Source organism: Gluconacetobacter aggeris, from assembly GCF_014174395.1.
GTDB classification, from domain to species: Bacteria; Pseudomonadota; Alphaproteobacteria; order Acetobacterales; family Acetobacteraceae; genus Gluconacetobacter; species Gluconacetobacter aggeris.
On the sequence record NZ_JABEQD010000010.1, the window covers coordinates 24,763 to 49,495 of the forward strand.

Consider the following 24,733-nt stretch of genomic DNA (forward strand, 5'->3'; position numbering starts at 1 on the left):
GAAAAAAAGAACCAAAAAACTTTTGTTCGTTCAGGGACCTTGTGCCGGGGGCACAAGATTTCCCTGAACGAACAAATCTTCCTCTATCGCAGGCCGGCTACGAAATCGGCGATCCGCGCGCAGGCTTCACGCAGCACATCGTCACTGGTGGCGCAGGAGAGGCGCAGGTAAGACCCCAGCCCGAAGGCGCTGCCATGCACGCAGGCCACATGCTGCTCGTCCAGCAGGGCGCGGGCAAAATCCTCATCCGTCCGCACCGCCTGCCCGCCCCGGCTGGTCCGCCCCAGGCAGCCGGCAATGCCCGGATAGGCATAGAACGCCCCCTCCGGCATGGCGCAGGTGACGCCGGGAATGGCGCGCAGAGCCTCCACCACCATCGTGCGGCGCCGCGCATAGGTATCGCGCATCTCCGCGATCAGCGACGCCGGCCCATCCAGCGCGGCAGCGGCGGCAGCCTGCGCGACCGAACAGATGCCCGAGGTCGCATTGCCCTGAATCCGCGTCATCATGCGGATCAGCCGTTCCGGCCCACCCGCATAGCCCACGCGCCAGCCGGTCATGGCGTAGGATTTCGACACCCCGTTCACCGTCAGGATGCGCGACGCCAGATCCGGCGCCACGGCCGCCAGCGAATGATGGCGCGCCCCGTCGAAGACCAGATGTTCGTAGATCTCGTCGGACAAGATCCACGCTTGCGGATAGCGGCGCAGCACCTCGGCCACGGCTTCCAGATCCGTCAGCCCCATCACCGCCCCGGTCGGATTGCTGGGAAAGTTCAGCACCACCCAGCGCGTGCGCGACGACATCGCAGCCTCAAGCGCCGGGGCGGTCAGACGGAATCCGTCTTCCTCGCGACATTCGGCCGCCACCGGCACGCCGCCGAACAGCCGCGCCGCCAGCGGGTAGCTGACCCAGTAGGGTGCGGGGATCACCACCTCGTCGCCGGCATCGATGGTCGCCATGAAGGCGTTGAAGATCACCTGCTTGCCGCCGTTGGAAACCATGATCTCCGACAGCGCGTATTCCAGCCCGTTCTCGCGCGCGAACTTGCGCGCGATCGCGGTCTTCAGCGCCGGGGTGCCATCGACGGGCGGATATTTCGTCTGCCCGTCCAGCGCGGCCCGATGCGCGGCCTCGATCACCGCGCGCGGGGTGGCGAAATCCGGCTCGCCCAGCGCCAGCGACAGCACCTCATGCCCCTCGGCCCGCAGCGCCCGCGCCCGCACCGCCATGGCGATGGTGGCGGGCGATTCCAGCCGCCCGGTGCGGGCGGCGAAGCCGGGCTCCTCCGATGTCATGTACCGGTCCTCAGCGCAGGCCGGCGCAGAAGCGCTGGATGCGGGCACACGCCTCGCGCAGGCTCTCCGTGTCCGTGGCATAGGAAATGCGGAAATGGCCGGCGAACATGAAGGCCGCGCCATGCACCGCCGCCACGCCCTCTTCCTCCAGCAGCGCGGTGACGAAATCCTCGTCATTGCCGATGGTGCGTCCGCCGGCACTCACCTTGCCCAGGCAACCCTCGACCGACGGGAAGACATAGAACGCCCCCTCCGGCCGATGACAGCTCAGCCCCTTGGCCTGGTTGAGCATCCCGACGACCAGGTCGCGCCGGTCCTGATAGGCTGCCACCATCTCGCCGATGAACGCCTGCGGCCCCGACAGGGCCTCCAGCGCCGCCGCCTGGCTGATCGAGCAGGTGCCCGAGGTCGACTGGCTCTGCAGCTTGTTCATCGCCTTGGTCAGCACGGCCGGCGCGCCCGAAAAGCCGATGCGCCAGCCGGTCATGGCATAAGCCTTCGACACGCCGTTCATCGTCACCGTCCGCTCGCGCAGCTTCGGCTCCACCTGCACGATGGTCGCGGGCACGAAACCGTCATAGACCAGCTTGTCATAGATATCGTCGGTGAAGATCCACACATCCGGATGCCGCAGCAGCACGTCGCAGATCGGTCGCAGATCCTCGGCGGAATAGGCCGCCCCGGTCGGGTTGCAGGGCGAGTTGAGGAAGAACCATTTGGTCCGGGGCGTGATCGCGGCCTCCAGATCCTCGGCCCGCAGCTTGAAGCCGGTCTCCGCCGGGCACGGCACGATCACCGGCACGCCGTCGGCCAGCGCCACGATGTCGGGATACGACACCCAGCACGGCGCGGGGATGATCGCCTCGTCCCCCGGATTCAGGGTCGCGACCATGGCGTTGTAGATCACCTGCTTGCCGCCGGTCGAGACGATGATCTCCTCGGCCGTGTAATCCAGTCCGGAATCGACGCGAAACCGCTCGGCCACGGCCCGGCGCAGCGCCAGCGTGCCGGCCACGTCGGTATATTTGGTCTGCCCCTCCGCGATCGCGCGGATCGCCGCGTCCTTGATGTTCTGCGGGGTGTCGAAATCGGGCTCGCCGGCCGACAGGCTGATAATATCCTGTCCAGCCGCCTTCAAGGCACGCGCCTTGGTCGAAATGGCGATGGTCTGGCTGGGGCTGACCTTGTTCAGACGGGCGGCGATAAGATCCATGACACCAAGTCCACAGTAACGGGGGAACACACCGGCACCACGGGCGGGCCGATGCGGGCGCACACCGTAATGCGAAGCGCGGGCCGAGGAAACCGCCGATCGCAGCAGATCACGCCGGAAAGGGCGCTTTTCCCGTCGCCGCGTCGCGCACGGCCTGCGGGCTCCATCCCGCCTCGCGCAGCGCGCGCAGGGTCTGCGCCCGGTCGCGCTTGGCCAGCCGCCGGCCATCTTCATCCAGCAGCAGGGGATGGTGCAGATAATCCGGCGCGGGCCAGCCCATCAGCACCTGCAACAGGCGATGCACCGCCGCCGCGGGGCGCAGATCCTCGCCCCGCGTCACCAGGCTGACCCCCTGCAACGCGTCGTCATGGGTGACGCAGAGATGATAGGAGGCCGGGCAATCCTTGCGTGCCAGCACCACATCGCCAAACGGCGCGACCGGTGCCGACAGCACCCGCCGCCCGCCCCCATCCTCCCATTCGTGCCAGCTCATGACCTCGCCGCCCGCCTCCCGCATCGCACGCGCCATGTCCAGCCGCAGCACATGCGGTACGCCCCGGGCAATGCGCTCGGCCCGCTCCGCCGCCGACAGGCCACGGCAGGCGCCGCCATAGGCCAGCGTGCCGTCGGGGGCCTGATGGGGCGCATGCGCGGCCTCGGCCGCTTCGCGCTTTATATCGGCGCGGGTGCAGAAACAGGGATAGAGCAGCCCCCGCCCTGCCAGCCCGTCCAGCACGGCGCGATAATCCGCCATATGGTCGGACTGCCGGCGGACAGGCCCATCCGGCACGATGCCCAGCCAGGCAAGATCCTCAAGGATCGCCTCTTCATATTCCACCCGGCAGCGGCCGGGATCGATATCCTCGATCCGCAACAGGAAACGCCCACCCGACTCGCCGGCCCCCTTCCATGCCGCAAGCGCTGCGGCAGCATGCCCCAGATGCAGAAAACCGGTCGGACTGGGCGCAAAACGCGTCACCCAGCCCCGCCCGCCACCCCGATTTCCACCCTGAAAACAGCAGGATGCCATCATACCGCCACGCTCCCTCACCCGTCGCCCCGTCGCCGGACTGGCACGCATGCCCCCGCCTCCCTTGCGGAAACGCGGAATATTTGCGATATGGATTGAAGGTTCTCAACGGCGCATATCATTCGGCGTTCGGATTTTGAGTAACAACGCCTGGTGATGGTGTGGCGGCATCGCGAAAGGATGCGCCCCTTGCTTGCTGGCAGTCCACATTATCCGGCCCTGGTCCTGAACGCCGATTTCAGGCCGCTTTCCTATTTTCCGCTCTCGCTCTGGTCATGGCAGGATGCCATCAAGGCGGTGTTCCTCGACCGGGTCTCGGTCCTCAGCGAATATGACGAGGAAGTCCGCTCTCCCAGCCGGTCGCTCCGATTACCCAGCGTCATCGCGCTGAAGGATTATATCCCGACCGCCCGCCGACCCGCCTTCACCCGCTTCAACGTCTTCCTGCGCGACAATTTCTCCTGTCAATATTGCCTTGATCGCCTGCCGACCCACGATCTGACGTTCGACCACGTCATCCCCCGCTGCAAGGGCGGCCGCACCACGTGGGAAAACGTCGTCACCGCCTGCAGCCCCTGCAATCTGATGAAGGGCTCGCGGATGCCGTATGAACTCCATATGTATCCGCGCCGCACGCCCGCCCAGCCTTCCACCTGGGAATTGCAGGAAAACGGGCGCTCCTTCCCGCCGAATTACCTGCATGAGAGCTGGCGGGATTATCTATACTGGGACAGCGAACTGGATACCTGACGGCTCCCGCTCCCGCACGCCTTTCCCGGCAGGCTGCCCGTGGCGGAGCCTGACCGGAAAGGCGCGATGGCCGCGATCAGTCATGCGTTTTCCACGGCCGAATATCAGGTTCGGCCGCCGCGGCGCCCCTCACCCTGACAGCAGCGCCGGTTCCACGGTGGTTTTCCTTACCGCGACAGCCGGTCCGGGACCGCGCGCCTCCGGCAGACGGAATGTTTCAACCAGACCGTCGAGCCGCCGCCCCTCAGCGGCCAGCCGCCGGGATGTTTCGCTGAATCTCTCGGCAACATTCGTGTTCTGCTGCGTCGTCTGATCCAGCGAACCCACGGCGGCATTGATCTCCGACAGGCTGGACGATTGCTCCTTCGCCGCCACGGCGATGGCATCCAGATGCCCCCCCATCTCGCCGATAAAATCGGAAATCGTGCGCAGCGCCCCGCTGCAATCCCTGACCCGGCTCGAGCCATCCTTCACGTCGGCGGTAGTCGCGCGGATCACGCTCCGCACATCCCGGGCGGCATCGGCGCATTTCTGCGCGAGCAGGCGCACTTCGCTGGCCACCACGGTGAAGCCCCTGCCCGCCTCCCCGGCCCGAGCAGCCTCGACACTGGCATTCAGCGCCAGGATATTGGTCTGGAAGGCAACATTGTCGATCATGTCCACGATCGCGGCGATCCTCTCCGATCCCCGTTCGATCCGGCTCATCGCCTCTTCCGTCTCCAGCGTGACGGTGCGCGAGGTCGCCGCCGCCTCGCGCGCCCGCACGCCGATCCGGTGGGCATTTTCCGACCGCTCCGCCGTATCCGCCACGCTCCGGACGATCCCCGACACCGCCGCGTTCGTCTGCTCCAGCGCCGCGGCCTGACGTTCGGTCCGGCGCGCCAGATTCTCCGCCCCGGCCGCCAGTTCATGAGTCCCGTCGCGGATCACGCGGACGGCGCCCGACATCTGGCCGAAGGCCGCGCCAAGCTGGGCCAGGGACTGGTTGAAATCACCGCGCAGGGATTCGAATTCCGCCGAGAACGGGGTCGTGATCTGGAAGGAGAGATCGCCGCCCGCCATCCGCCTCAGCCCGTCCGCCAGCGCGCTGGTGGCCCGCAGCAGCCATTCCCGCGCCTCCGCCTCGGCCTGCTCCTGAATGGCGGCACGCTCGGCCTCCGCGCGCCGGCGCTGGCCCTCGGCATCCCGCTCCAGTTCCTGCTTCGCAATCGCGGCGACACGAAAGACCTCAAGCGAACGGGAAATCGCACCGATCTCGTCCGTCCTGTCCATCGGAAAGACCAGGTCCGTCTCGCCGCCCGCCAGCCTGGTGATGGACGTATTGATCCACTGCAGCGGCCGCAGAATCTTGTACAGAACCACAAGAACCGCCACCAGCATCACGACGAACAGCACGGAATAAGCCGCATAGACCCGTCGGATCGTCGTCCTGTAGACAGCCTCCGACTGAACACCATACGAGGCCGCATCCTTGATGCTGCCATCGAGGAACGAAGTCAGGGTCTCCGAAACCGTTTCCTCCGCATCGACCAGATCCTGGCCGGCCGTAGCAATGGCGTGGGCATGGTCCCGGGCAACCGACCAGGCCTTGAACGTCTCGTCGTGCAGGTCCTTGTACTGGTACCATTGCTCCTGAATGTTATGGAACAGCGCCTGCTCGCGATCCGTCGTGATGAACGGAACATACTGGTCGATGGCATGGGCGATCTTGTCCGAGGCCACGTCGCTCTCGCCCGAGAGCTTCGTGAAATCATCCTGCGACGACGCGGTAAGCTGCGTGATTTCGATGCCCCGGAAATTCTGGATCTCGGTGCGCAGGGTCGAAAGTGCCTTGATGCTCGCAAGCGACTTGTTGGTAATCGCCTCGACCCGGCCATTCACATAGGTCAGGCCCCCTATCGAAAACAACCCGGAGAACACACAGGAAAGGGCGATAAAAAACAGAACGATACTCAACGACCCTTTGATGCCAAGCGATCGCACAGGCCACCCTTTCGCTCTATCTGGCGCCCGTTTCCCCACATGATGGACGCACGCCGCCGCCCACGGCCGGAATGGCGGGGATACGCGCGCGACCCTACAGTCAATCCGCCGAGCGAATTATGAAGATTATATTTACTTTGCCGATCGACCGTCGGTGGAGCGGCACGCCGGCACCATCCTTGACCCAGATCATGGAATCCGGGCGGGCGCTCTCATCATACTGCACCCCCTTTCTGATCATGGAGCGCCGTCATGGCACGTGTTTCCGGCAAAGTCGCGATCGTCACCGGCGCATCCCTCGGCATCGGCAAGGCCGCCGCCCTGATGCTGGCCCGCGAGGGCGCCAAGGTCGCCGTCGCCGACCTGAAGGAAGATGAAGGCCACGCCGTCGTGGCCGAAATCGAGGCGGCCGGGGGCGAGGCCCTGTTCGTCCCGCTGGATGTCAGCCGCGAAGATGAGTGGACGCTGGCCATCGCCGCTGTCCTGGCGCGCTTCGGGCGGCTGGATATCCTGGTCAACAATGCCGGCATCGCCTATTCCGGCACGGTGGAAAGCACCAGCCTGAACGACTGGCGCCGCGTGCAGTCGATCAATCTCGACGGCGTCTTCCTGGGCACGAAGGCCGCCGTCGCCGCGATGAAGGACCATGGCGGGTCGATCATCAACCTGTCCTCGATCGAGGGGCTGATCGGCGATCCGACCCTGGCCGCCTACAATGCCAGCAAGGGCGGCGTGCGCCTGTTCACCAAATCGGCGGCCCTGCATTGCGCCCGCTCCGGCTACCGGGTCCGCGTCAACTCGGTCCATCCCGGCTATATCTGGACCCCGATGGTCCAGGGCCTGACCGGCGAAACCGCCGACCAGCTCGCCGCCCGCAAACGGCTGGAGGCGCTGCATCCCGTGGGGCATCTGGGCGAGGCCGACGACATCGCCTACGGCATCCTCTACCTCGCATCCGACGAATCGAAATTCATGACCGGCAGCGAACTGGTCATCGATGGCGGCTATACCGCCCAGTAAGCACCGGTTTTACGGGGCGAAGAGCCGCCGCAAGCAGCTTTTCGTCCACATACGCTTCAAAAGGCGATGTTCCAGGCACATTTCGTTACGATGGGATTAGACATTTTTCCGGTCCCGCTGCTACCGTCCCGACATCTTTAACCATTGGGACACGCTCCTCCATGAGCAAGGCTTTCATCGCCGCCGTTCTTCAGGATTCTCTTAACTGCACGGGCGTTGCCGCCGGCAAGGCCGCCAACGACCTGATCGATGCGATCGTGGCCACGTTGCACGAGGAAGGCGGGTTCACGCTCCCCTCCTTCGGCACGTTCACCGTGCACAAGACGAAGGCCCGCAAGGCACTCAATCCCCGCACCGGCGAGTCGGTGAAGGTCAAGGCCGGCAAGACCGTCCGCTTCAAGGCCAGCCCGAACCTCAAGAAGGCGGTCTGACCCCCCCAACCGGCATCGGAGGGGCGGCCGGTCCGCCCCCATGCATCCTTTGCGGGACCGGCCGCGTTCCCATCCGGGACCGGCCGGGCGGAATGGCTCCGCCCATCGCCTTGGGAAAGCCCCCGCCATGCCCACCCAGCACCCGCGCCTGACGATCCGCTACTGCACCCGCTGCAACTGGCTGCTGCGCGCGGCCTGGATGGCGCAGGAACTCCTCTCGACCTTCGGCGCCGCGCTGGGCGAGGTCGCACTGATCCCCGACGACAGCGGCGGCCGCTTCGAGATCATGCTGGATGACAGCCTGCTGTGGGAACGCACGCGCGACGGCGGCTTCCCCGGCCCGAAAGAACTGAAGCAGCGCGTGCGGGACATTGTAGATCCGCAACGGTCCCTAGGCCACACCGACCGCTAGGAGGCGGCTGCAAAAGCCCCGCTGGCGCCAGCCACGCTTCCACTCACCATCGGGGCTTTTGCAGCCGCCTCCACCCTCCACGAACCCTGCGCGCTCCGGGCATCGTTTCTACCCCCACATTCCACTTCATCGCGCTTCGCAGTAAGAGGGGCTGACGTTCGACGACCGGAGCATGTCCATGACCCACCAGCCTGCCGATCAACGCGTCACCCCCGACGACCTGCTCGGCGCTGTCGAGGCGATCCTGGCCGGAGAGCCCGATCTCATCGCCAATGCGGCGAATGTCGCCGCCCTGCTGTTCGAGGCGCTGCCCCGCATCAACTGGGCCGGCTTCTATTTCCTGCGTGACGACCAGTTGGTCCTGGGGCCGTTCCAGGGCCGGGTCGCCTGCACCCGCATCCCGCTGGACAAGGGCGTCTGCGGCGCCGCGGCCAGCCGGCGCGAGACCATCGTGGTGGCGGATGTCCACGCCTTTCCCGGCCACATCGCCTGCGATGCGGCCTCGGCCTCGGAAATCGTGGTTCCGCTCATCGCCGGCGACCGGCTGATCGGGGTGCTGGATATCGACAGCCCGATCCGCGACCGCTTCACGCCGCAGGACCGGAAACGTGTGGAAGAGGTGGCCGCACTGCTCGTCCGCGCTCTTCCGGCATGACGCCCCGCTCCAAGGTCACCACGGCGGTGCCATCGCGGGGCAGGTCGGCATGGAAGGCCACCGTATTCCGGCCCGCAGCCTTGGCGTGATACATCGCATGGTCCGCGCACGATAACAGATACGCCGGTGTATCGGCATCGTCCGGCACCGCCGCCACCCCGATGCTGGCCGTCACGGGATAGGTGACGGCATCGACGCGGAAGCCGCCGCGAAACTTCAGCAGAAACGCATCGATCAGCCTCCTGACCACGTCCCCACGCGGATCGGCCAGCATCAGTGCGGTGAACTCGTCGCCCGACAGCCGCGCCACGACTCCCATCGCCCCGACACCGTCCTCGGTCGCATCGCGCACCGTGGCGGCCAAGGCATTCGCCACCGCGCCCAGCAGCGCATCTCCGGTCCGGTGACCATGCACGTCATTGACCTGCTTGAAATTGTCCAGGTCGATGAACAGCATCGTCAGCGGACGGCCGGTCGTGGCGCTGATGTGAAAGAACTGGTCCAGCTTGTCGTTGAAATAGATCCGGTTGCCGATCCCGGTCACCGAATCCGTCTCGTACAATTGTCGGATCTGGCGCAGCGATCGCGTCAACTGGCCATGCAGCATCCGCACATTCGCCGCCAGCCGGCCGACTTCCCCCATGTCGGGCACGTCGATATCGTTCCGGCGATTTTCCATGATCGCCGTCACCTGGCGGTCCAGTTCCTCGACCGGTGCGATGACATAGCGGCGCACCAGCATCATCAGCACCCACACCGACACCAGGCTGAGGCCGATGACGAACAGGCCGGTCACGGCGGCAAAGCGCGTCAGCGGGCCGCGCAGATAGGCGACGGAGGGGGTTTCATGCGCATAGAGGCCCGGAGCCAGCGCGATACCGGCGGATAATTCCCGATACGATATCTGCGGCGTGCCGCCCAGTTCGACCGGCGCACCATATTCATGGGCCATGGTGCGCCGGATCATCTCGAAACGGCGGGGCCGCACCGCAACCTGCATAACGAGCGACTGATCCGGCTGCGGCCCCACAAGCCCCACGCCACCGGTACGCGCCTGCACTTTCCCCGCCATCACCAGATAGGTCGTGCCGTCTCCTTCGGTCACCAGCCCCGAACGCGAGGCCACCTCGTCGTTCAGCACCGCATGCGCGAATGCCGACTGGCCCGTCCCCAGCGTCTGGAACGGGTCGGACCCGTTGTCGAAATAGAAGATCTGCCTGCCGTCCGACTGAAAGATGCTGCACGACACGCTCGTCCCGTCATTGGGAACCAGCGATTGCAGACTGTCCTGGACACCGATCGCCAGAACCCTCGTCCGGTATTCGGCGTCGCTTTCATCGATAAAGGTCAGGAAGGCGGAGCTGTTGCGCACGACATACAGCAATTGCGAATCCAGCGCCGCATATTCGGCATAGGCGCTCTGGAGCTGTGACAGATTCTGCTGAAGCCTGGCCATGTTCTGCGTGATCAGGGCATGGCGATAGCCCAGATACGCCGCCCCGCCCGCCAGGATATGACCCAGCAGGACGATGGGGAACAGGACCGCGAACGCGCGTCTATTGAGTGTCATGGATCGCCAGCAGGGCACTGAGGATACGGCGCCGCAACGGCAGGCTGTCGGTCGGAAAGGGCCCGCGATAGATGATGGGATAGCCCGGCGGCGGATAGATCTGCGGGTCGTCGCGCATCGTATCCGGCAGCAATGCGGCCGCATGCGGGTTGGTCGGCGGCTGGCGCAGGAAGATCGCATTCGCCGCCCCATTGTCCGGCTGCGCCAGAAACGCGACGAACCGTTCCGCCAGGCCCGGATTATGCGCACGCTTCAGCACGACCAGGCAGTCGGTCCACACCATCGCCCCCTCGCGCGGCGTCACGAAACGCCAGACCTCCTTTCCCCCGCCGGCCATGTTCAATGTCTTCTGGTCTCCCGTTCCGCCCAGGCCGATAAAGATCTGGCCCCTTACATCCCGACGCTGCTGCGCGGTCGATGGCAGCCCGTAGGTCAGCACGGCGGGCGCCTGCGCGCGCAGCAGTTCGAAGGCCCGCCGCAGGTCTCCCGGATCGCCGCTGTTCATCGGGCGTCCCATGAAATTCAGGGCGGCGGCCAGCAATTCCTCCTGGTCGTCGGTCATGGCGATATGCCCCACCAGGGCGGGCCCCGGCTTCAGCAGGTCCGCCCAGGATTGCGGGGCCTCCTTCAGACGATCGGCGCGATAGACAATTCCGGTATTCCCCCAGCTATAAGGCACGCCGTAACGCCCGCACATGCCGCGCCACCGGTCCTCGCTCCGCGCCGTCTCGGGCAGCGACAGGCCGGACTGGTCCAGCAGCAGCCCCCGCGCGCCAAATGCCTGAACATGCGCACTGTCGATCACGGCCAGATCGACCGGCGCATTGACATTCGCGATCAACAGGTCCCGCCGGTCTCCATTATCAAAGACGATCTGGTTGATCTCGACGCCGGTCATGGCTGTCCATGCCCGCACCAATTCGGGACTGATTCCCCATTTCCAGACAAGCAGGTTCAAGGCATTGGCATGCGCCTCGAAAGGCCGCAGGACCGACAGGACCAGCATGAAAACGCCTGTCCCCAGCAGGACAGGCCAACGGGAAGACCGGCCCGCCGATGCCCCGACGCGACCAGCCGCCCACGCCGCACTCAGCCCCCGGCGGCACACCCGCCCGGCAGATCGCCCTTTCAAACAGCCTTCCCGACAGGCGCGCACGCTATACCAATCCGTCAAAAAATCGCCTCGTCCGGCAGTGTTGTGTCCGCATGCCCATATCGGTCGTCACAACGAAGAAAGACGAGCAATCTCAACCGAGCCGCCGCCAAGTATCGCCGACGTGCTATTACGCATTTCGCTCTCGCAATCAACTCTCCGGAAGAGGCGGCGCACGCGGCAGGCTGGAATTGCCGAACGCCTTATAATCCCTACCACAATCGCGCACACACGACAGAAGTTTATTTCGATCTTGAATCAATGATTATAATTGACGGCAATATTGATAACAATGATGCGCCCCTGGATCGCGGAGAGCGATCGCACCCCTCCCGCGCACCGTCCATGCTTTCCCGCCCCCACCGGTTTGGATAGTCTGGCCGCCCGTCCAGCGAAGGTTCGCGCGTGCTCGACTCCTCCCCCCTCGTTCCACCGATGCCGCCTCTCCTGTCGGAAGGCGCCGGGGGCCTCCGCGTGCTGGCGGCGCTGCGCCGCAACGGCTATTCGGCCTTTCCGCCCCGTTGCCTGACGGAACCGGTCGTCAGCCTGCGCGCGCTCGGCCGTCCGCTGGTGCTGGCCGCCGGGCCCGACTCCATGCAGACCATCCTGACATCGGATGCCGGGCATTATCGCCGCATGCGCGTCGGCCAGCGCGTTCTCAGCCCCATCGTCGGGCGCGGCCTGCTGGTCAGCGAGGGCGATACGTGGCGGCGGCAGCGCCGCGCCATGGCCCCGGCCTTCACCCCGCGCACGGTGCCGGTGCTGGCCGGGCATATCGCCGCCTGCGCCGAACGGGGTTGCCGCGATCTGGACACCGACCGGCCGGTCGATCTGTTTTCCGCCATGCGCCGCCTGGCGCTGGATGTCGCTGCGGTGTCCATGTTCTCGCTGGATATCGGAGCGTTCGACCAGCCCCTGCGCGATTCCGTCACCCGCTTCATGACCGGCATCGGCACCCCGCGCCCGTCCGACTTCCTGCTCCCGCCCGGCACGCCCACACTGCTGGGCTGGCGGCGCGCGCGTTTCCGCCGCCAATGGGTGGCGCTGGTCGGCCAAATCATCGCCGCCCGCCGCACGCCGGGTCAGGCAGAGGCCCCACGCGACCTGTTCGACCTGCTGCAGGCGGCATTCGGCGACCAGGACGGCGGCACCACCTCCGAACTGATCGACGAAGTCGCCACCATGATCGTCGCCGGGCACGAAACGACGGCGTCGGTCCTGTTCTGGGCCTGCCTGCTGCTGGCCCAATCCCCCCGCTGGCAGGACGAAGTGGCGCGGGAAGCGCGCGACAAGGACCTGACACCCGATGGCGCCGCCACCTCCCTGCCCGCCCTGCACGCCACCACCGCCGTGGTGCGCGAAACGCTGCGCCTCTATCCACCCGCCTTCATGAGCGGCCGGGAAACGGTGGGCGAGACCGAACTCTGCGGCCACGCTCTGCCCGGCAACGCGATGGTGCTGCTGCCGTTCTGGATGCTGCACCGCAATCCCGCCTTGTGGCACGCCCCCGCGCAATTCGATCCCCAGCGCTTCCTGGACCGCCCCGATCCGCCGCGTTTCACCTTCCTGCCGTTCGGCGCCGGTCCGCATGTCTGTATCGGCGCGCAACTGGCCATGACCGAGGCCGTGCTGGTGCTGGCACGGCTGCTCCAGGATTTCGCCCTCACCCTCGCCGACCATCGGCCGGTGCTGCCGGTGGGGGTGCTGTCGACGCGGCCCGACCACGCCCCGGCCTTCCGGCTGCGCCGCCGCTGACAGCACGCCCCTCCGCGCGACTGGCGGTCAGCGATACACCATCCCGCCATCGATCAGGACCGATTGGCCGGTCATGTAATCGGAATCTGGGCCCGAGAGGTACGACACCAGCCCCGCCACATCCTCCGGCGTTTCCGCGCGGCCCAGGGCGATGCCGTCGACATATTTGCGGAACGTCGCCCCCTTCTCCGCCCCCGTGATCTCGGAGAACAGCCGGTCGATCTCCACCCACATATCCGTCCCCACCACACCGGGGCAGTAGGCGTTCACCGTAATGCCCTTGCTGGCATATTCCTTCGCCGCCGCCTGGGTCAGCCCGCGCACGGCGAATTTCGTCGCCGAATAGACGCCCAGCAGCGCAAACCCGTCATGCCCCGCGATCGAGCATGCATTGATGATCTTGCCTTTCCGGCCCAGGGCGATGAACCGGTCGGCCGCCGCCTGGATGCCCCACAGCACGCCCTGGACATTGATGCGGAAAATCCGCTCCACATCCTCCGGCGTTACCGACGCCAGCGCCTTGACCTGCGCGATGCCGGCATTGTTGACCATGATGTCGAAACCGCCCAGCACCTGCGCGGCGTGGCCGACCGCCGCCCGCACCTGCTCGCGGTCGCCCACATCGGCGACAAAGATCGTGGCCCTGCGCCCGATCGCCTCGATCTCGGCCGCCACCGAGGCCAGCGCCTCGGCCTTGAGATCGACCAGCGCCACATCGGCGCCGTCCCGTGCCAGGCGCAGGGCAATGCCCCGGCCAATTCCCTGGGCCCCGCCCGTGACCAGCGCGACTTTTCCTGCGATTGCCATGCAATCTTCTCCCCTTCAGCCATGCGAACCGCCGGCTACCGGGCATGAGATCGCCACAGGCGCATGCGGCGCGAAAGAGGCCGCACCCCCTCTCTCGCGCCCTCGTGACAGGTCCGCGCAACACCTGTCGCGGACCTGCGACAGTGGCCGGTGGAGAGAACATCAAGGGCGGGATCACGATGGCCGGACGGCGGCCACCGGAAACATCACGCCCGCCCCACGACAGTACCGCACAAGGGCACTGTCGCCGGACGAAGGCGGCGCGCGCGGTCCCTACAGGGACGCGCGCGCCGCGCCGTCAGTCATTGCCGCCAAAGGCCGGGCGCGTGGATTCGAACAGGAACCATGTCCGGCGCTCGGTTTCGTCGATCCAGACTTCCAGCAGGCTCGCCGTCGCCACGTCGCCGCCCTCGTCGCAGATCGCATGCACCGCGCGCAGGCGGCCGGTCAGCGCCAGATTGTCCTCGCGCAGCTCGGCCAGCATGTCTTCCGGGGTGACATAGAGCGCATCATTGTCCGCCACCTTGGTCAGGCGGCTGATCTCGCCGATCGAATGCAGGGTCGTACCCCCCAGCTTGCGCGCGCGCTCGGCCAGCGGATCTGTCATGGCGAAGATCTGGTCGCTCTGCTCGTCCAGCAGCACATGGAAGTCGCGGAAATGGCGGCCGCTCATATGCCAGTGGAAATTCTTGGTCTTGATATAGAGCGCGAAGACATCGGCCAGAACCGTCCGCAAACCGGCGGAAATGGCCTCGACCGCGTCTTTCTTCAGGTCGGTCGGTGTCCCGAGATAGGTGTGAACATGGGCCTCGCCGACAGCCAGGGCCTTGGTCTTGTTCGACATTGTCTTCTCCATGAACATGACGTTCGACAGGCCATGTGGGCATCGGCCGCGATATCGGCAACCCCGATCCCCGGCTGTCACGCAACAATCATATCCGGCATGCGCAGGCATCCCGGCTCCGGAATCCTGCGGATTTCCGGACCGCCCTATCCAATAGACCAATATCCCGACGGCCTGCCCTTCCCGTCAGCCGTCGCGCATATCCCCATCCCGGGCATGCCGCCTTTTATGTTGCAATTGATATTCATTCTTACTATTGGTCAGGAACTCACGGCGTCACGACAGTTTCCCAACCGTCGATTTCCCAACCCTCGCGCCGTGAAACCTCTCGCGGCATCGCCATCCTCCCGATGGCGGTGCCGTTTTTTCATCCGTCGCGCGACCGATCCTCAAACCGAGAACAGATCCCGGTACCGCGACGGCTGGCAGCGCAGATACTGGTCCGGCGCCTTCACCCGCGCCCCCAGATGCGCCGCCGCATGCCATGGCCAGCGCGGGTCATACAGGATCGTCCGCGCCAGCCCGACCATGTCGGCATCTCCGGTGGCGACAATCGCCTCGGCCTGGTCGAAATCGGTGATCAGCCCCACCGCCACCACCGGCACATCCACCTGCTGCCGCACCGCGCGGGCCAGCGGAACCTGATAGCTGGGCGCCACCGGAATATCCTGCAACGGGCTCAACCCCGCGCTGGAAACATGCACGGCATCGCACCCGCGCGCCTTCAGGCCCTGCGCAAAGGCCACGGTCTGGTCGATCGTCCAGCCCCCCTCGACCCAGTCGGTACCCGAAACACGGACCGAGACAGGCCTGTCGGGAAAGGCCTGGCGCACGGCATCGAACACTTCCAGCGGAAAGCGCATCCGGTTTTCCAGCGTGCCGCCATATTCATCCTCCCGCTGGTTGGACAGCGGCGAGAGAAACTGATGCAGCAGATAGCCATGCGCGGCATGAAGCTGCACCAGATCCAGCCCCAGCCGCGCCGCCCGCTTCGCCGATGCCGCAAAGGCCTCGCGCACCCGCCGCATCCCCTCGCGATCCAGGGCGTCCGGCGCATGCGTATCCGGCGTAAACGCCAGCGCGGACGGCGCCACCGTCCGCCATCCGTTCGCGGCATCGGGCGCGATCTGCCGCCCGCCCTTCCATGGCACCTCGCACGATGCCTTGCGCCCGGCATGGGAAAGCTGGATGCCGACCGGCATGCCCGACCACGCCCGCACACTGTCCAGCACGCGGCGCAGCGCCTCTTCCGTGCCGTCATCCCACAATCCGACATCGCCATAGGTGATGCGCCCCTCGGGCAGCACCGACGTGGCCTCGATCGTCAGCAGGCCGGCACCCGACAGCGCCAGATTGCCCAGGTGGATCAGATGCCAGTCCGTCATCCGGCCCTCGACCGCCGAATACTGGCACATCGGGGCGATGACGATGCGGTTGCCCAGCGTCAGCCCGCCGATCCTGATCGGCTGGAACAGCCTCGATTGCGGCATGGATGCCCTCCCTCGATGTTTCGGCGAGTCTCGCCTTACGCGGCCCGGTAGGAAAACCCGCCGCAGCGCCTCAGATATGCGCGCAATTCGCGCAGGAACACATCCACATTCGCCCGCGCCCCCTGGCGGTGAGGCCGCAGCGCGTAGAAATCGATCCCTTCCCCCGAAAGCTCCGGCAGGACATGCACCAGCTTGCCGGATTTCAGATCGTCATGGACATCGCACATCAGCTTGTAGGCGATCCCCTGCCCCGACAACGCCCAGTCATGGATGACCTCGCAGCTCGTCGAGGACAGGCGCGGCTGCACCGTGACCACCTCCCGGTTCTCCTCGTCGCCGAACGCCCAGCGATTGACCAGGGTCATCGACTTGCTGCGCCGCAGGCACAGGCAATCATGTGCCGCGAGGTCCTGCAGCGTGGCGGGGGCAGGATGGTGCGCCAGATAGCCCGGCGAGGCGCAGAGAATGCGCGTCGTCGAGGCCAGATGCGTCACGATGGCGGTCGGCATGTCGGGCATGCCCAGCCGCACGATCAGGTCGAGGCAGTCGCCGAATTCGTGCCGCCCCTCGCTGACCAGCGCCAGCCCGATCTTCAGCTCCGGATAGCGTTCGTTGAAGGCTTCGACGAAGGGCGCGATCAGGCGGCGCCCCAACTCCAGGGGCGCGCCGATATTCAGGCTGCCTTGCGGCATCCGCTCGGCCGACGCGATCTCGGCTTCCAGATCGGTGATGTCGGTGACGATCCGCAGCGCGCGTTCGTACAGGATCTGCCCCGTCTCGCTCAGCTTGAACCGCCGCGTGCTCCTGTTCACCAGGCAACTGCCCAGCCTGCCCTCCAGCCTGGCCAGCCGGCGCGATATCACGGCCGGAGAGGTCCCCATGCCGCGCGCGGCCTTCGTCATGCTCTGCGCCTCGGCCAGCATCACGAAAAACCTCAGATCGCCGACCTCATCGTAGATCATTTTTCCGACGGCTCCGATTTTTGTCGATTCAGCATAAATCTTTTGTCCCGTTTTTGATAGAAAAAATCACGAAAACGGCATATACCTTCCATATACCCATGAATATTTATCCACAAAACGACCCTGTAAACAATTAACAAAAGAACAAGTAAAATATTTACAGACGCCACACGGCTCCCCTTACTTGATTCTTGCTTCAAGAGGAACCATTCGGAAAATGACGCGGGTACACGGTGAGAATTCCAGCGATCTGGCACAGCAGCTTATTGGCACGTGGAAGCTTGTTTCCTACCAGGTAGAGGACAAGAAAAGCGGCGAAATGATCGAGGCCATGGGCGATTGCCCGCGCGGACGGGTCATTTTTACCGCGGATGGCTGGGTCGCCTTCAACCTGGAAGGCAGCCTCCGCCAGCCCGCCGTGACAGACTGGGACCGCGCGCAGCTCATGAAAACCCTCGTCGCCTATATCGGCCGCTACCGGATCGAGCACGATCAATGGATCACGCGCGTCGAGACGGCCTGGGCCCCCGAATGGGTGGGCACGGAACAGCGGCGGACCGTCACCGTGGACGGCGCCCATGCCACCGTCGTCACCCCCTGGCGCGAAATGCCCAACTGGGCCGATCGCGGTCCCTCCCGCAGCCTCATCCGCTTCCGGCGAGCGTGAGCGGAAATGCGCGCTGGTGGCGATCCGGCGCGCGTTTCCTGCGCGGCACTCTCGCTCACCAGCCCACATTTCCGCTCACGCTCGAACCAGGGGGCGTGCATGCATATTGCGGGAGGCAGCACGCCACGAATTGCCGATTGAGCGCACATCCCGAATCTGTTCCGATGGCATTCATCCGGACGGATTTCGCTGCGGGGAATGTCCTCACATCGTGACGGACCTGATCGTGATTTGAATAGTCTCAGGCCTTTCCTCCCCTGTTCTTTCCGGACAACGATGCATGGCAGGTTCAGCCCTGTCCGGAGATGATCATATGACAAAGGCATCCGACCTCCTCGTCGCGTCCCTCGAGAACGAGGGCGTCGATCGGATTTTCGGCATTCCCGGCGAAGAGAATCTCGATATCGTCGAATCCCTCCGCACCTCATCGATCAGGCTGACGATCACCCGCCACGAACAGGCCGCCGCCTTCATGGCCGCGACCCATGGCCGCCTCACGGGCCGGCCGGGCGTGTGCCTCGCAACGCTCGGCCCCGGCGCGCTCAATCTCGCGACCGGCGCCGCCTACGCCCATCTGGGCGCAATGCCGATGGTGATGCTGACAGGGCAGAAGGCGATCCTGTCCGAACGCCAGGCCCGCTTCCAGATCGTCGATGTCGTGGCGACGATGCGCCCGCTGACCAAGATGGCCCGGCAGATCGTCTCCGCCCACATGATCCCGACCCTGATCCGCGACGCCTTCCGCGTGGCGGCCGAAGAACGCCCCGGTCCGGTCCATCTCGAACTGCCCGAGGATATCGCGCGCGAAGAATGCGGCAATCCGGCGCTGATCCGCCCGCACGCGATCGACGCGCCCGTCGCCAGTGAGGCTGCGATCCGCATCGCGGCCGACCTGCTGCGTTCCGCCCGGCGCCCCCTGGTCATGCTGGGTGCCGCCGCATCCCGCCCGCGCCTGGCCGGCAAGCTGCATGAATTCTTCTCGCGCACGCGCCTGCCCTATTTCACCACGCAGATGGGCAAGGGCGCGGTGGGCGGATGCAGCGATCTCTATATGGGCACGGCTGCCCTCAGCGAGCGCGATTACGTCCACGAGGCCATCGAACGCGCGGACCTGATCCTGACGATCGGCCACGACACCGCCGAAAAGCCGCCCTTCATCATGGGCGCCAACGGGCCGGACGTCGTGCATTTGGGCTACGAGCCCGCCCATGTCGAGCAGGTCTATTTCCCGCAGACCGAAATCATCGGCGATATCGGCGCCTCCCTGTCCCGCCTGGCCGACCAGGTCGCAGGCCGCCTTGCCAACGCCGACGCCCTCCTGGGCCTGCGCGACGGCATCCTCGACCATATCCTGGAAGGCTCCACCGACAATCGCTGGACACCGCAGCGCGTCGTCGCCGATATCCGCAGGGTGATGCCGCAGGACGGTATCGTGGCGCTGGATAACGGCATGTACAAGATCTGGTTCGCGCGGAACTACCGCACCAGCGTCGCCAACACGCTCCTGCTGGACAATGCCCTGGCCACCATGGGTGCGGGCCTGCCATCGGCCATCGCGGCCGCCATCCTCTACCCCGACCGGCGCGTGCTGGCCGTCTCGGGCGATGGCGGGTTCATGATGAACAGCCAGGAAATCGAAACCGCCGTCCGCCTCAGGCTCAATCTCGTCTCCCTGATCATCGATGACGGCGCCTTCGGCATGATCCGCTGGAAGCAGGCGGTCGATCATTTCCCCGATTACGGCATGACATTCGGCAACCCCGATTTCGTCAAATATGCCGAATCCTACGGCGCCAAGGGCCATTTCGTCGAAAAGATCGAAGATTTCGCGGCAACTCTCGAACGCGCCTTCGTCGAGGGCGGCGTGCAGATCATCGCCATCCCGATCGATTATTCCGACAATATCCGCGTGCTGATCGACGAATTGGGCAAGCGCATCCCCGTTACCTGAAGCGCCCCCGACCGGGCAGAAATCCGGCGCGCCCTTCATGCACAGGGCGACAAGACGATATCCGAACCCCATCGGCCGCCCGGCGTTCACCCTGTCGGGGCTAACGCCGTCCGGCCGCCTTGCATCGTCCGGCACCAATTCCCCCTCATGCCGATTTTCCGGCCCGGTTTCACGCCTGATCCCGCCGCAAGGAGTGCCATGACCGCTTACTCCCCCGTCCAGGTAAAGCCGCCATCCACACTGGCCACGCCCCGCCGCCTCGAGCGCTTCCTGTGTCTCGATGATTTCGAGACCGTCGCCCGACGGCGCCTGCCCCGGCAGATCTATGGCTATTACTCGGGGGCTGCGGAGACCAACCGCTCCCTGCGCGCCAATCGCGAGAGCTACGCCGCGCTCGCCCTGCTGCCGCGCGTGCTCGTCGATACGCGCGCGCGCTCGACGGTGGCGTCCCTCTTCCGCAAATCCTTCAGCCTGCCGGTCGGCATCGCGCCCATGGGCCTGTCCGCCCTGTCATCGTTCCGGGGCGACATCGTCCTGGCGCAGGCCGCGGCCGCCGAGGACGCGCTGATGGTGGCCAGCGCCACCTCGCTCACACCGCTGGAAACGATGGCCATCGAGGGCGGAACGCGCTGGTTCCAGGCCTATCTTCCCGGCGACAGAGAACGCATCGGGGCAATGCTCCGCCGGGTCGACGCGGCAGGGTTCGAGACGATCGTCCTCACCGCCGACGTGCAGGTTCCCGCCAATCGCGAGAACAATGCCCGCACCGGCTTCTCCATGCCCCTTCGGCCCACCCCGCGCCTTTTCTGGGACGGGGCACGTCGTCCGCGATGGTCGCTCGGGACGTTCCTCCGCACACTCGCGCGCGGCATGCCGCATTTCGAGAACATGGATGCATTTCGCGGGCCGGCGATCCTCTCGCGCTCCGCCGAGCGCAATATCGGCACCCGCGACGGGCTGTGCTGGGAACATGTCGCCTTCATGCGCGACAACTGGAAAGGCCGGCTCGTCGTCAAGGGAATCCTTTCGCCCGAAGATGTCGCGCTCGCCCGCACGGCAGGTCTCGACGGCGTCTGGCTGTCCAATCATGGCGGACGCCAGCTCGACTCGGCCATCGCCCCGCTGCTCATGCTGCAGGAGGCCGCGCGCGAGGCAGGCGAGATGGCGGTACTGATCGATGGCGGCATCCGGCGCGGCACCGACGTACTCAAGGCCCTGGCGCTGGGTGCGGATTTCGTCTTCGTCGGCCGGCCGTTTCTGTATGCCTCGGTCGCGGCGGGCACGGCCGGGGTGCGGCACGCGCTGCATCTGATGCGGGCGGAAATCGCGCGCGACATGGCGATGCTTGGCGTGAACACGATCGGCGAACTGTCCCCCGCCCATGTCCGCCGCTTCGCGGCCCCGTGAAAGGCGGGGTCGAACGCACATGTCCTGCGGGAAGGCCGGGGCTCCGCTCAAACGCGCGAGGGGCCGGGGGGCCACATACCCTCACGCCCCTCCGTAAAACATGGCCCCGCCCCGCACGTCGTCCCGATGGACCGAGAAACTCACACGCGCATGCCGCCGGTCACATGCTTGTTGGCCACGGCGGAAATCGAAACCGGAATGCCCGCAGCCTGCATGCCAGCGCCCGAAAGGCGCGGGGGCGCCCCAATCCCCAGTGCGGCCATTTCCTTCCCTGCGACGGCACGAAGCTGCTCGGGCTTATAGCCCATTTGGGTGAATGCCCGGAGCAGCATCGCGCACCCCATGCGGACGGTATTCCAGGGCAGCTTCGAACGTCCCGCGACGCTGAACAGCCCGATCGCATTGCGTATGCGTGCCTCGAAGTCGCCAACCCGCCTGCCATCGGTCAGATAGCCGCCATAGACATGCATTCCCTGGGGATGGTTCTCGAAACAGGCCATCAGCCCGCGTACTTCTTCCCTCGGATCGACCTTGTCCTCCGCGAACGTATCGTAGATCGGGCCGCTATAGAGCGGCCTTGTATGGGTCATCGGCACTTCATCCACGATCGCCGCGCGGTAGGCGGGCGCCTTCATCAGCATCGCCCAGATCAGATCCGTGCCCCAGCCCGTGAAATGCCGCTCGAACATCGGCAGAAGCGTGCGCAGATAGGACGATTTGATGCAGCACGCCATGGATTCAAGAAAAGTACTGTACCGAAGCCGAAAACCCGGCATCCGCAGGACGACGGCGTGCGAAAGGTAGCTTTCGATCGTCATGGCCGGCTGCGCCATCGTCAGGTCATATTCCACCGCGATCTCGAACAGCCGGTTGATATCCGCCGCCTCCATCAGCACATCGTCATCGGGGAGCATGATATACTCATAACGATCCAGCAGCTCCGGATTGGCCCTGAAATGGCGTGCGATACTGTCCCACTTGGTACCGTAATCGAATACCGGCGGCAGATCGCCATCCTGGCAGAGTGAAACATCCTTGGCATACGAATTCAGTTGCAGGTCCCAGTTCCGCGTGACCGTCCTGTCCGCGATCCAGCTATGGTGCAGCGACTTGTCACCAACGCGACCAAGGACGAGAAAGCGCCTGTTTTCAGATTGAATATTTTGTTCCGGTTTCATCACAAATCCTCCATGACTGGAAGCTGACGATCTCATGCGAACTGCCGGAGGCGGGGCATGCGGCCCGTGACGAAAAATGCGCATGACCCACGCGGCGATGATTGTACTGGACCGGCCCATCCTCTAAGTCGGAACAACGCCGATGGTTCCTCCATGGCCGAAGCGCGATTCCCTGCCGCTGCGGAATATTCAGAAAATCGGCGGCGCCCCCCGTTGCAGGAACGGCCAGGAGGCATCCTTCGGCGAGACACCGCTTACATCCAGAGGCCACGAAATCCCGACCAGCGGATCGTCGTGGCGCAGGCCACCCTCCATGCTGGGCGTATAGGCGGCACTGACGGGATAGAAAACCTCGACATCATCCGTCAGCGTCTGGAAACCATGGGCAAAGCCGGGCGGCACATAGAGCAGCCGGTGATTTTCGGCGGTCAGATGAAAGGCTTCATGCTTCAGGTAGGTCGGCGATGTCCCGCGCAGATCCACGATCACATCGACGATCTCCCCCCTCGTGCAGCGCATCAGCTTGGCCTCGGCATAGGCACCACGCTGGAAATGCAACCCCCGCACAGTGCCCTTGCAGCGCGAAAAGGACATATTGTGCTGCACGAAATCGGAAATCAGCCCATGTGCCGCGAATTCCTCCCGGCACATCATCCGGGCGAAGAAACCACGGTCGTCACCCCGTGGCTCCGGCTCGATCAGCATTGCATCCTTCAGCGTGGTTTCATGAAAGATCATAAACCACCTCTTCGACCACGACGGAAGGCGCGAAGACGGCCTCCTGCTCCGCATAAAGCCGGTCGATCGTCCGCCCTTCGGGCACATCGATATCGGCGAAGGTGATGGGCCGGTCCCGCGGAATGGGCCTGTTCACCCGCCCGCCGATCGCAAGTCCCAGCGGGATCAGGTTTTCCGCCCGGATCGTCTCGATATTCTCGATCATGCCATAGGCTTCGAACCCGCCGAGCGCGGAGATGACATCCCCCGGCGCGAGATCCTTCTTGGCCAGCGCGATGACACCGACGCTCGGCCCCGCCAGCGGCGTCAGCGTCGCATCCCCGAACAGCACCGCCCGCGCGACCGAACCCGGAACCTCGAAATGGCACAGGTGGAAGGGGGTGTAGAAACAGTAATAAGGCCCCGGCCCCATCTTGTAATAATTCAGGAAATGCCGTTGCCGCGCATCCTCCATCGTCCCGATGACGAACACACCGGGACCGGGCCGCGCACCGATCACGTAATCGACAAAGCCCGGGCCGCCGGCGGCGAGATGCGCGTCGAGATAGGCGGCGAAGGCGCTGGTCGTCTCCTCAAGCGGCACCAGCGGCGCATAAGGATCTCCGCCGGAGAAATCCGGCCCGATCATCCCGCGCCTCGCCACCTTCATGCCGGTGCCATTGGCAATCACCGTCTGCTCGAACGAGATCTTCGTGCCATCGGCGAACGACGCCGCCATGGCCGGGTCCAGGCCCCATTTCTGCGCGAAGGACACCTGCGTGTCCGGCGTACGATACGGGTCGTACAGTCCCTTGATGCTGCCGCACAGTACCGGCCGGACGCCGATCCCTTCCATGAAGCGCACCAGATTCATCATCACGCCCGGCTGGTCGCCATCGCCTGCGGTATAGACGACACCGGCCGCATCCGCCTTCACCTTCAGGATCGGACCGATGGTGCCATCGAGTTCCGCATTCACCTGGATCAGGTGCTTGCCCCCCTCGATCGCGGCCAGCACCGCACGGGCGGCATATTCCATCGATCCGGTCGCCTCGATCACGGCATCGATGCCTGTCGCCCCGGCCAGCAGCAGCGGATCGCCGGTGACCGCCCGCGCCCCCGCCGCAAGGGCGGCGTCAAGGGCCGCGCCGTCCGGGCACCAGACCGGATCGAGTCCGAGTTCGGTAAAGACCGCCTCGCCATTCGCGCGCGTGCGGTTGGCCACCGCGACGACGCGCATGCCGGGTGTCGCAATCTCGATGGTGCGGGCAATGGCCCGCGCCTGGGTGCCCGCGCCGACGATGGCGACGGTCACAGGCCGCCCTTCCGCCTCGCGCTTTTTCAGTGCCGTATCGACGATGATCATGTTCCGGCTCCTGCCAGTTGTGTCATTTCCGATGGTCTCGCGTCACACGGCTCCGTCCGCCGTGCGATGCGCAT

The 24,733-nt window shown here is 65.3% G+C and carries 22 protein-coding genes; 9 read left to right on the forward strand and 13 right to left on the reverse strand.

Annotated features, from left to right (window positions below):
* Positions 1 to 83 precede the first annotated feature (83 nt).
* From HLH36_RS13710 to gluQRS, 3 genes are all read right to left on the reverse strand, one after another.
* Entirely contained in the window at positions 84 to 1,298 is a 1,215-nt protein-coding gene (locus tag HLH36_RS13710) for a pyridoxal phosphate-dependent aminotransferase (RefSeq protein WP_182986923.1), read from the reverse strand.
* A 10-nt stretch (positions 1,299 to 1,308) separates the two neighbouring features.
* On the reverse strand, positions 1,309 to 2,511 hold the full coding sequence (locus HLH36_RS13715; RefSeq protein ID WP_182986924.1) for a pyridoxal phosphate-dependent aminotransferase: 1,203 nt from the start codon (positions 2,509 to 2,511) through the stop codon (positions 1,309 to 1,311).
* 109 nt (positions 2,512 to 2,620) lie between these two features.
* Positions 2,621 to 3,544: a tRNA glutamyl-Q(34) synthetase GluQRS gene (gene gluQRS / locus HLH36_RS13720; protein ID WP_182987021.1), complete on the reverse strand. Its 924-nt coding sequence runs from the start codon at positions 3,542 to 3,544 to the stop codon at positions 2,621 to 2,623.
* 177 nt (positions 3,545 to 3,721) lie between these two features.
* Between gluQRS and HLH36_RS13725 the strand changes: the two genes are divergently transcribed.
* Positions 3,722 to 4,291, forward strand: a complete 570-nt coding sequence (locus HLH36_RS13725) for an HNH endonuclease (RefSeq protein WP_182968405.1) — start codon at positions 3,722 to 3,724, stop codon at positions 4,289 to 4,291.
* Positions 4,292 to 4,420: 129 nt separating this feature from the next.
* Here the strand turns inward: HLH36_RS13725 and HLH36_RS13730 are convergent, their stop codons facing one another.
* Positions 4,421 to 6,313: a HAMP domain-containing methyl-accepting chemotaxis protein gene (locus HLH36_RS13730; RefSeq protein WP_338030461.1), complete on the reverse strand. Its 1,893-nt coding sequence runs from the start codon at positions 6,311 to 6,313 to the stop codon at positions 4,421 to 4,423.
* Positions 6,314 to 6,526: 213 nt separating this feature from the next.
* Between HLH36_RS13730 and HLH36_RS13735 the strand changes: the two genes are divergently transcribed.
* The 4 genes from HLH36_RS13735 (at position 6,527) to HLH36_RS13750 (ending at position 8,792) form a co-directional block, all read left to right on the forward strand.
* Positions 6,527 to 7,294: a glucose 1-dehydrogenase gene (locus HLH36_RS13735; RefSeq protein ID WP_182968403.1), complete on the forward strand. Its 768-nt coding sequence runs from the start codon at positions 6,527 to 6,529 to the stop codon at positions 7,292 to 7,294.
* A 161-nt stretch (positions 7,295 to 7,455) separates the two neighbouring features.
* Entirely contained in the window at positions 7,456 to 7,725 is a 270-nt protein-coding gene (locus HLH36_RS13740) for an HU family DNA-binding protein (protein WP_182968402.1), read from the forward strand.
* Between the two features lie 127 nt (positions 7,726 to 7,852).
* Positions 7,853 to 8,137: a SelT/SelW/SelH family protein gene (locus HLH36_RS13745; RefSeq protein WP_182986926.1), complete on the forward strand. Its 285-nt coding sequence runs from the start codon at positions 7,853 to 7,855 to the stop codon at positions 8,135 to 8,137.
* A gap of 178 nt (positions 8,138 to 8,315) precedes the next feature.
* A complete protein-coding gene (locus HLH36_RS13750) occupies positions 8,316 to 8,792 on the forward strand; it encodes a GAF domain-containing protein (RefSeq protein WP_182986927.1) in 477 nt (158 codons plus the stop codon).
* Here the strand turns inward: HLH36_RS13750 and HLH36_RS13755 are convergent.
* Both HLH36_RS13755 and HLH36_RS13760 read right to left on the reverse strand, forming a co-directional pair.
* Positions 8,725 to 10,362, reverse strand: a complete 1,638-nt coding sequence (locus tag HLH36_RS13755) for a GGDEF domain-containing protein (RefSeq protein ID WP_182986928.1) — start codon at positions 10,360 to 10,362, stop codon at positions 8,725 to 8,727. The genes HLH36_RS13750 and HLH36_RS13755 overlap by 68 nt on opposite strands.
* The gene (locus HLH36_RS13760; protein ID WP_182986929.1) at positions 10,349 to 11,368 is read right to left on the reverse strand and encodes a polyamine ABC transporter substrate-binding protein; all 1,020 of its coding nucleotides are present in this window, start codon (positions 11,366 to 11,368) and stop codon (positions 10,349 to 10,351) included. Before HLH36_RS13760 ends, HLH36_RS13755 begins: the two co-directional genes overlap by 14 nt.
* Positions 11,369 to 11,920: 552 nt before the next feature.
* Here HLH36_RS13760 and HLH36_RS13765 point away from each other — a divergent pair.
* Entirely contained in the window at positions 11,921 to 13,270 is a 1,350-nt protein-coding gene (locus HLH36_RS13765) for a cytochrome P450 (RefSeq protein ID WP_182986930.1), read from the forward strand.
* Positions 13,271 to 13,297: 27 nt separating this feature from the next.
* Here the strand turns inward: HLH36_RS13765 and HLH36_RS13770 are convergent, their stop codons facing one another.
* The 4 genes from HLH36_RS13770 to HLH36_RS13785 all read right to left on the reverse strand — a co-directional run bounded on the left by HLH36_RS13770 (position 13,298) and on the right by HLH36_RS13785 (position 17,373).
* Positions 13,298 to 14,077 carry an acetoin reductase gene (locus HLH36_RS13770; RefSeq protein WP_182986931.1) on the reverse strand — a complete coding sequence of 260 codons (780 nt, stop codon included), beginning with the start codon at positions 14,075 to 14,077 and terminating at the stop codon, positions 13,298 to 13,300.
* A gap of 298 nt (positions 14,078 to 14,375) precedes the next feature.
* Positions 14,376 to 14,921: a Dps family protein gene (locus HLH36_RS13775; protein ID WP_182986932.1), complete on the reverse strand. Its 546-nt coding sequence runs from the start codon at positions 14,919 to 14,921 to the stop codon at positions 14,376 to 14,378.
* 389 nt (positions 14,922 to 15,310) lie between these two features.
* Positions 15,311 to 16,411, reverse strand: coding sequence for an NADH:flavin oxidoreductase/NADH oxidase (locus HLH36_RS13780; RefSeq protein ID WP_182986933.1), 1,101 nt, complete (start codon positions 16,409 to 16,411; stop codon positions 15,311 to 15,313).
* Between the two features lie 35 nt (positions 16,412 to 16,446).
* Positions 16,447 to 17,373, reverse strand: coding sequence for a LysR substrate-binding domain-containing protein (locus tag HLH36_RS13785; RefSeq protein ID WP_182986934.1), 927 nt, complete (start codon positions 17,371 to 17,373; stop codon positions 16,447 to 16,449).
* A gap of 217 nt (positions 17,374 to 17,590) precedes the next feature.
* Here HLH36_RS13785 and HLH36_RS13790 point away from each other — a divergent pair, with 217 nt between their 5' ends.
* The 3 genes from HLH36_RS13790 (at position 17,591) to HLH36_RS13800 (ending at position 21,398) form a co-directional block, all read left to right on the forward strand.
* Positions 17,591 to 18,040, forward strand: a complete 450-nt coding sequence (locus tag HLH36_RS13790) for a lipocalin-like domain-containing protein (RefSeq protein ID WP_182986935.1) — start codon at positions 17,591 to 17,593, stop codon at positions 18,038 to 18,040.
* A gap of 313 nt (positions 18,041 to 18,353) precedes the next feature.
* Positions 18,354 to 19,991: an acetolactate synthase large subunit gene (locus HLH36_RS13795; RefSeq protein ID WP_182986936.1), complete on the forward strand. Its 1,638-nt coding sequence runs from the start codon at positions 18,354 to 18,356 to the stop codon at positions 19,989 to 19,991.
* A gap of 198 nt (positions 19,992 to 20,189) precedes the next feature.
* Positions 20,190 to 21,398, forward strand: coding sequence for an alpha-hydroxy acid oxidase (locus HLH36_RS13800; RefSeq protein ID WP_182986937.1), 1,209 nt, complete (start codon positions 20,190 to 20,192; stop codon positions 21,396 to 21,398).
* A 140-nt stretch (positions 21,399 to 21,538) separates the two neighbouring features.
* Here HLH36_RS13800 and HLH36_RS13805 read toward each other — a convergent pair whose 3' ends face one another.
* The 3 genes from HLH36_RS13805 to HLH36_RS13815 form a co-directional block, all read right to left on the reverse strand.
* A complete protein-coding gene (locus HLH36_RS13805; protein ID WP_182986938.1) occupies positions 21,539 to 22,576 on the reverse strand; it encodes a DUF707 domain-containing protein in 1,038 nt (345 codons plus the stop codon).
* 189 nt (positions 22,577 to 22,765) lie between these two features.
* Entirely contained in the window at positions 22,766 to 23,314 is a 549-nt protein-coding gene (gene rfbC / locus HLH36_RS13810; protein ID WP_182986939.1) for a dTDP-4-dehydrorhamnose 3,5-epimerase, read from the reverse strand.
* The gene (locus tag HLH36_RS13815; RefSeq protein WP_182986940.1) at positions 23,301 to 24,659 is read right to left on the reverse strand and encodes an NAD(P)H-dependent oxidoreductase; all 1,359 of its coding nucleotides are present in this window, start codon (positions 24,657 to 24,659) and stop codon (positions 23,301 to 23,303) included. The genes rfbC and HLH36_RS13815 overlap by 14 nt, the downstream gene beginning before the upstream one ends.
* Positions 24,660 to 24,733 lie beyond the last annotated feature (74 nt).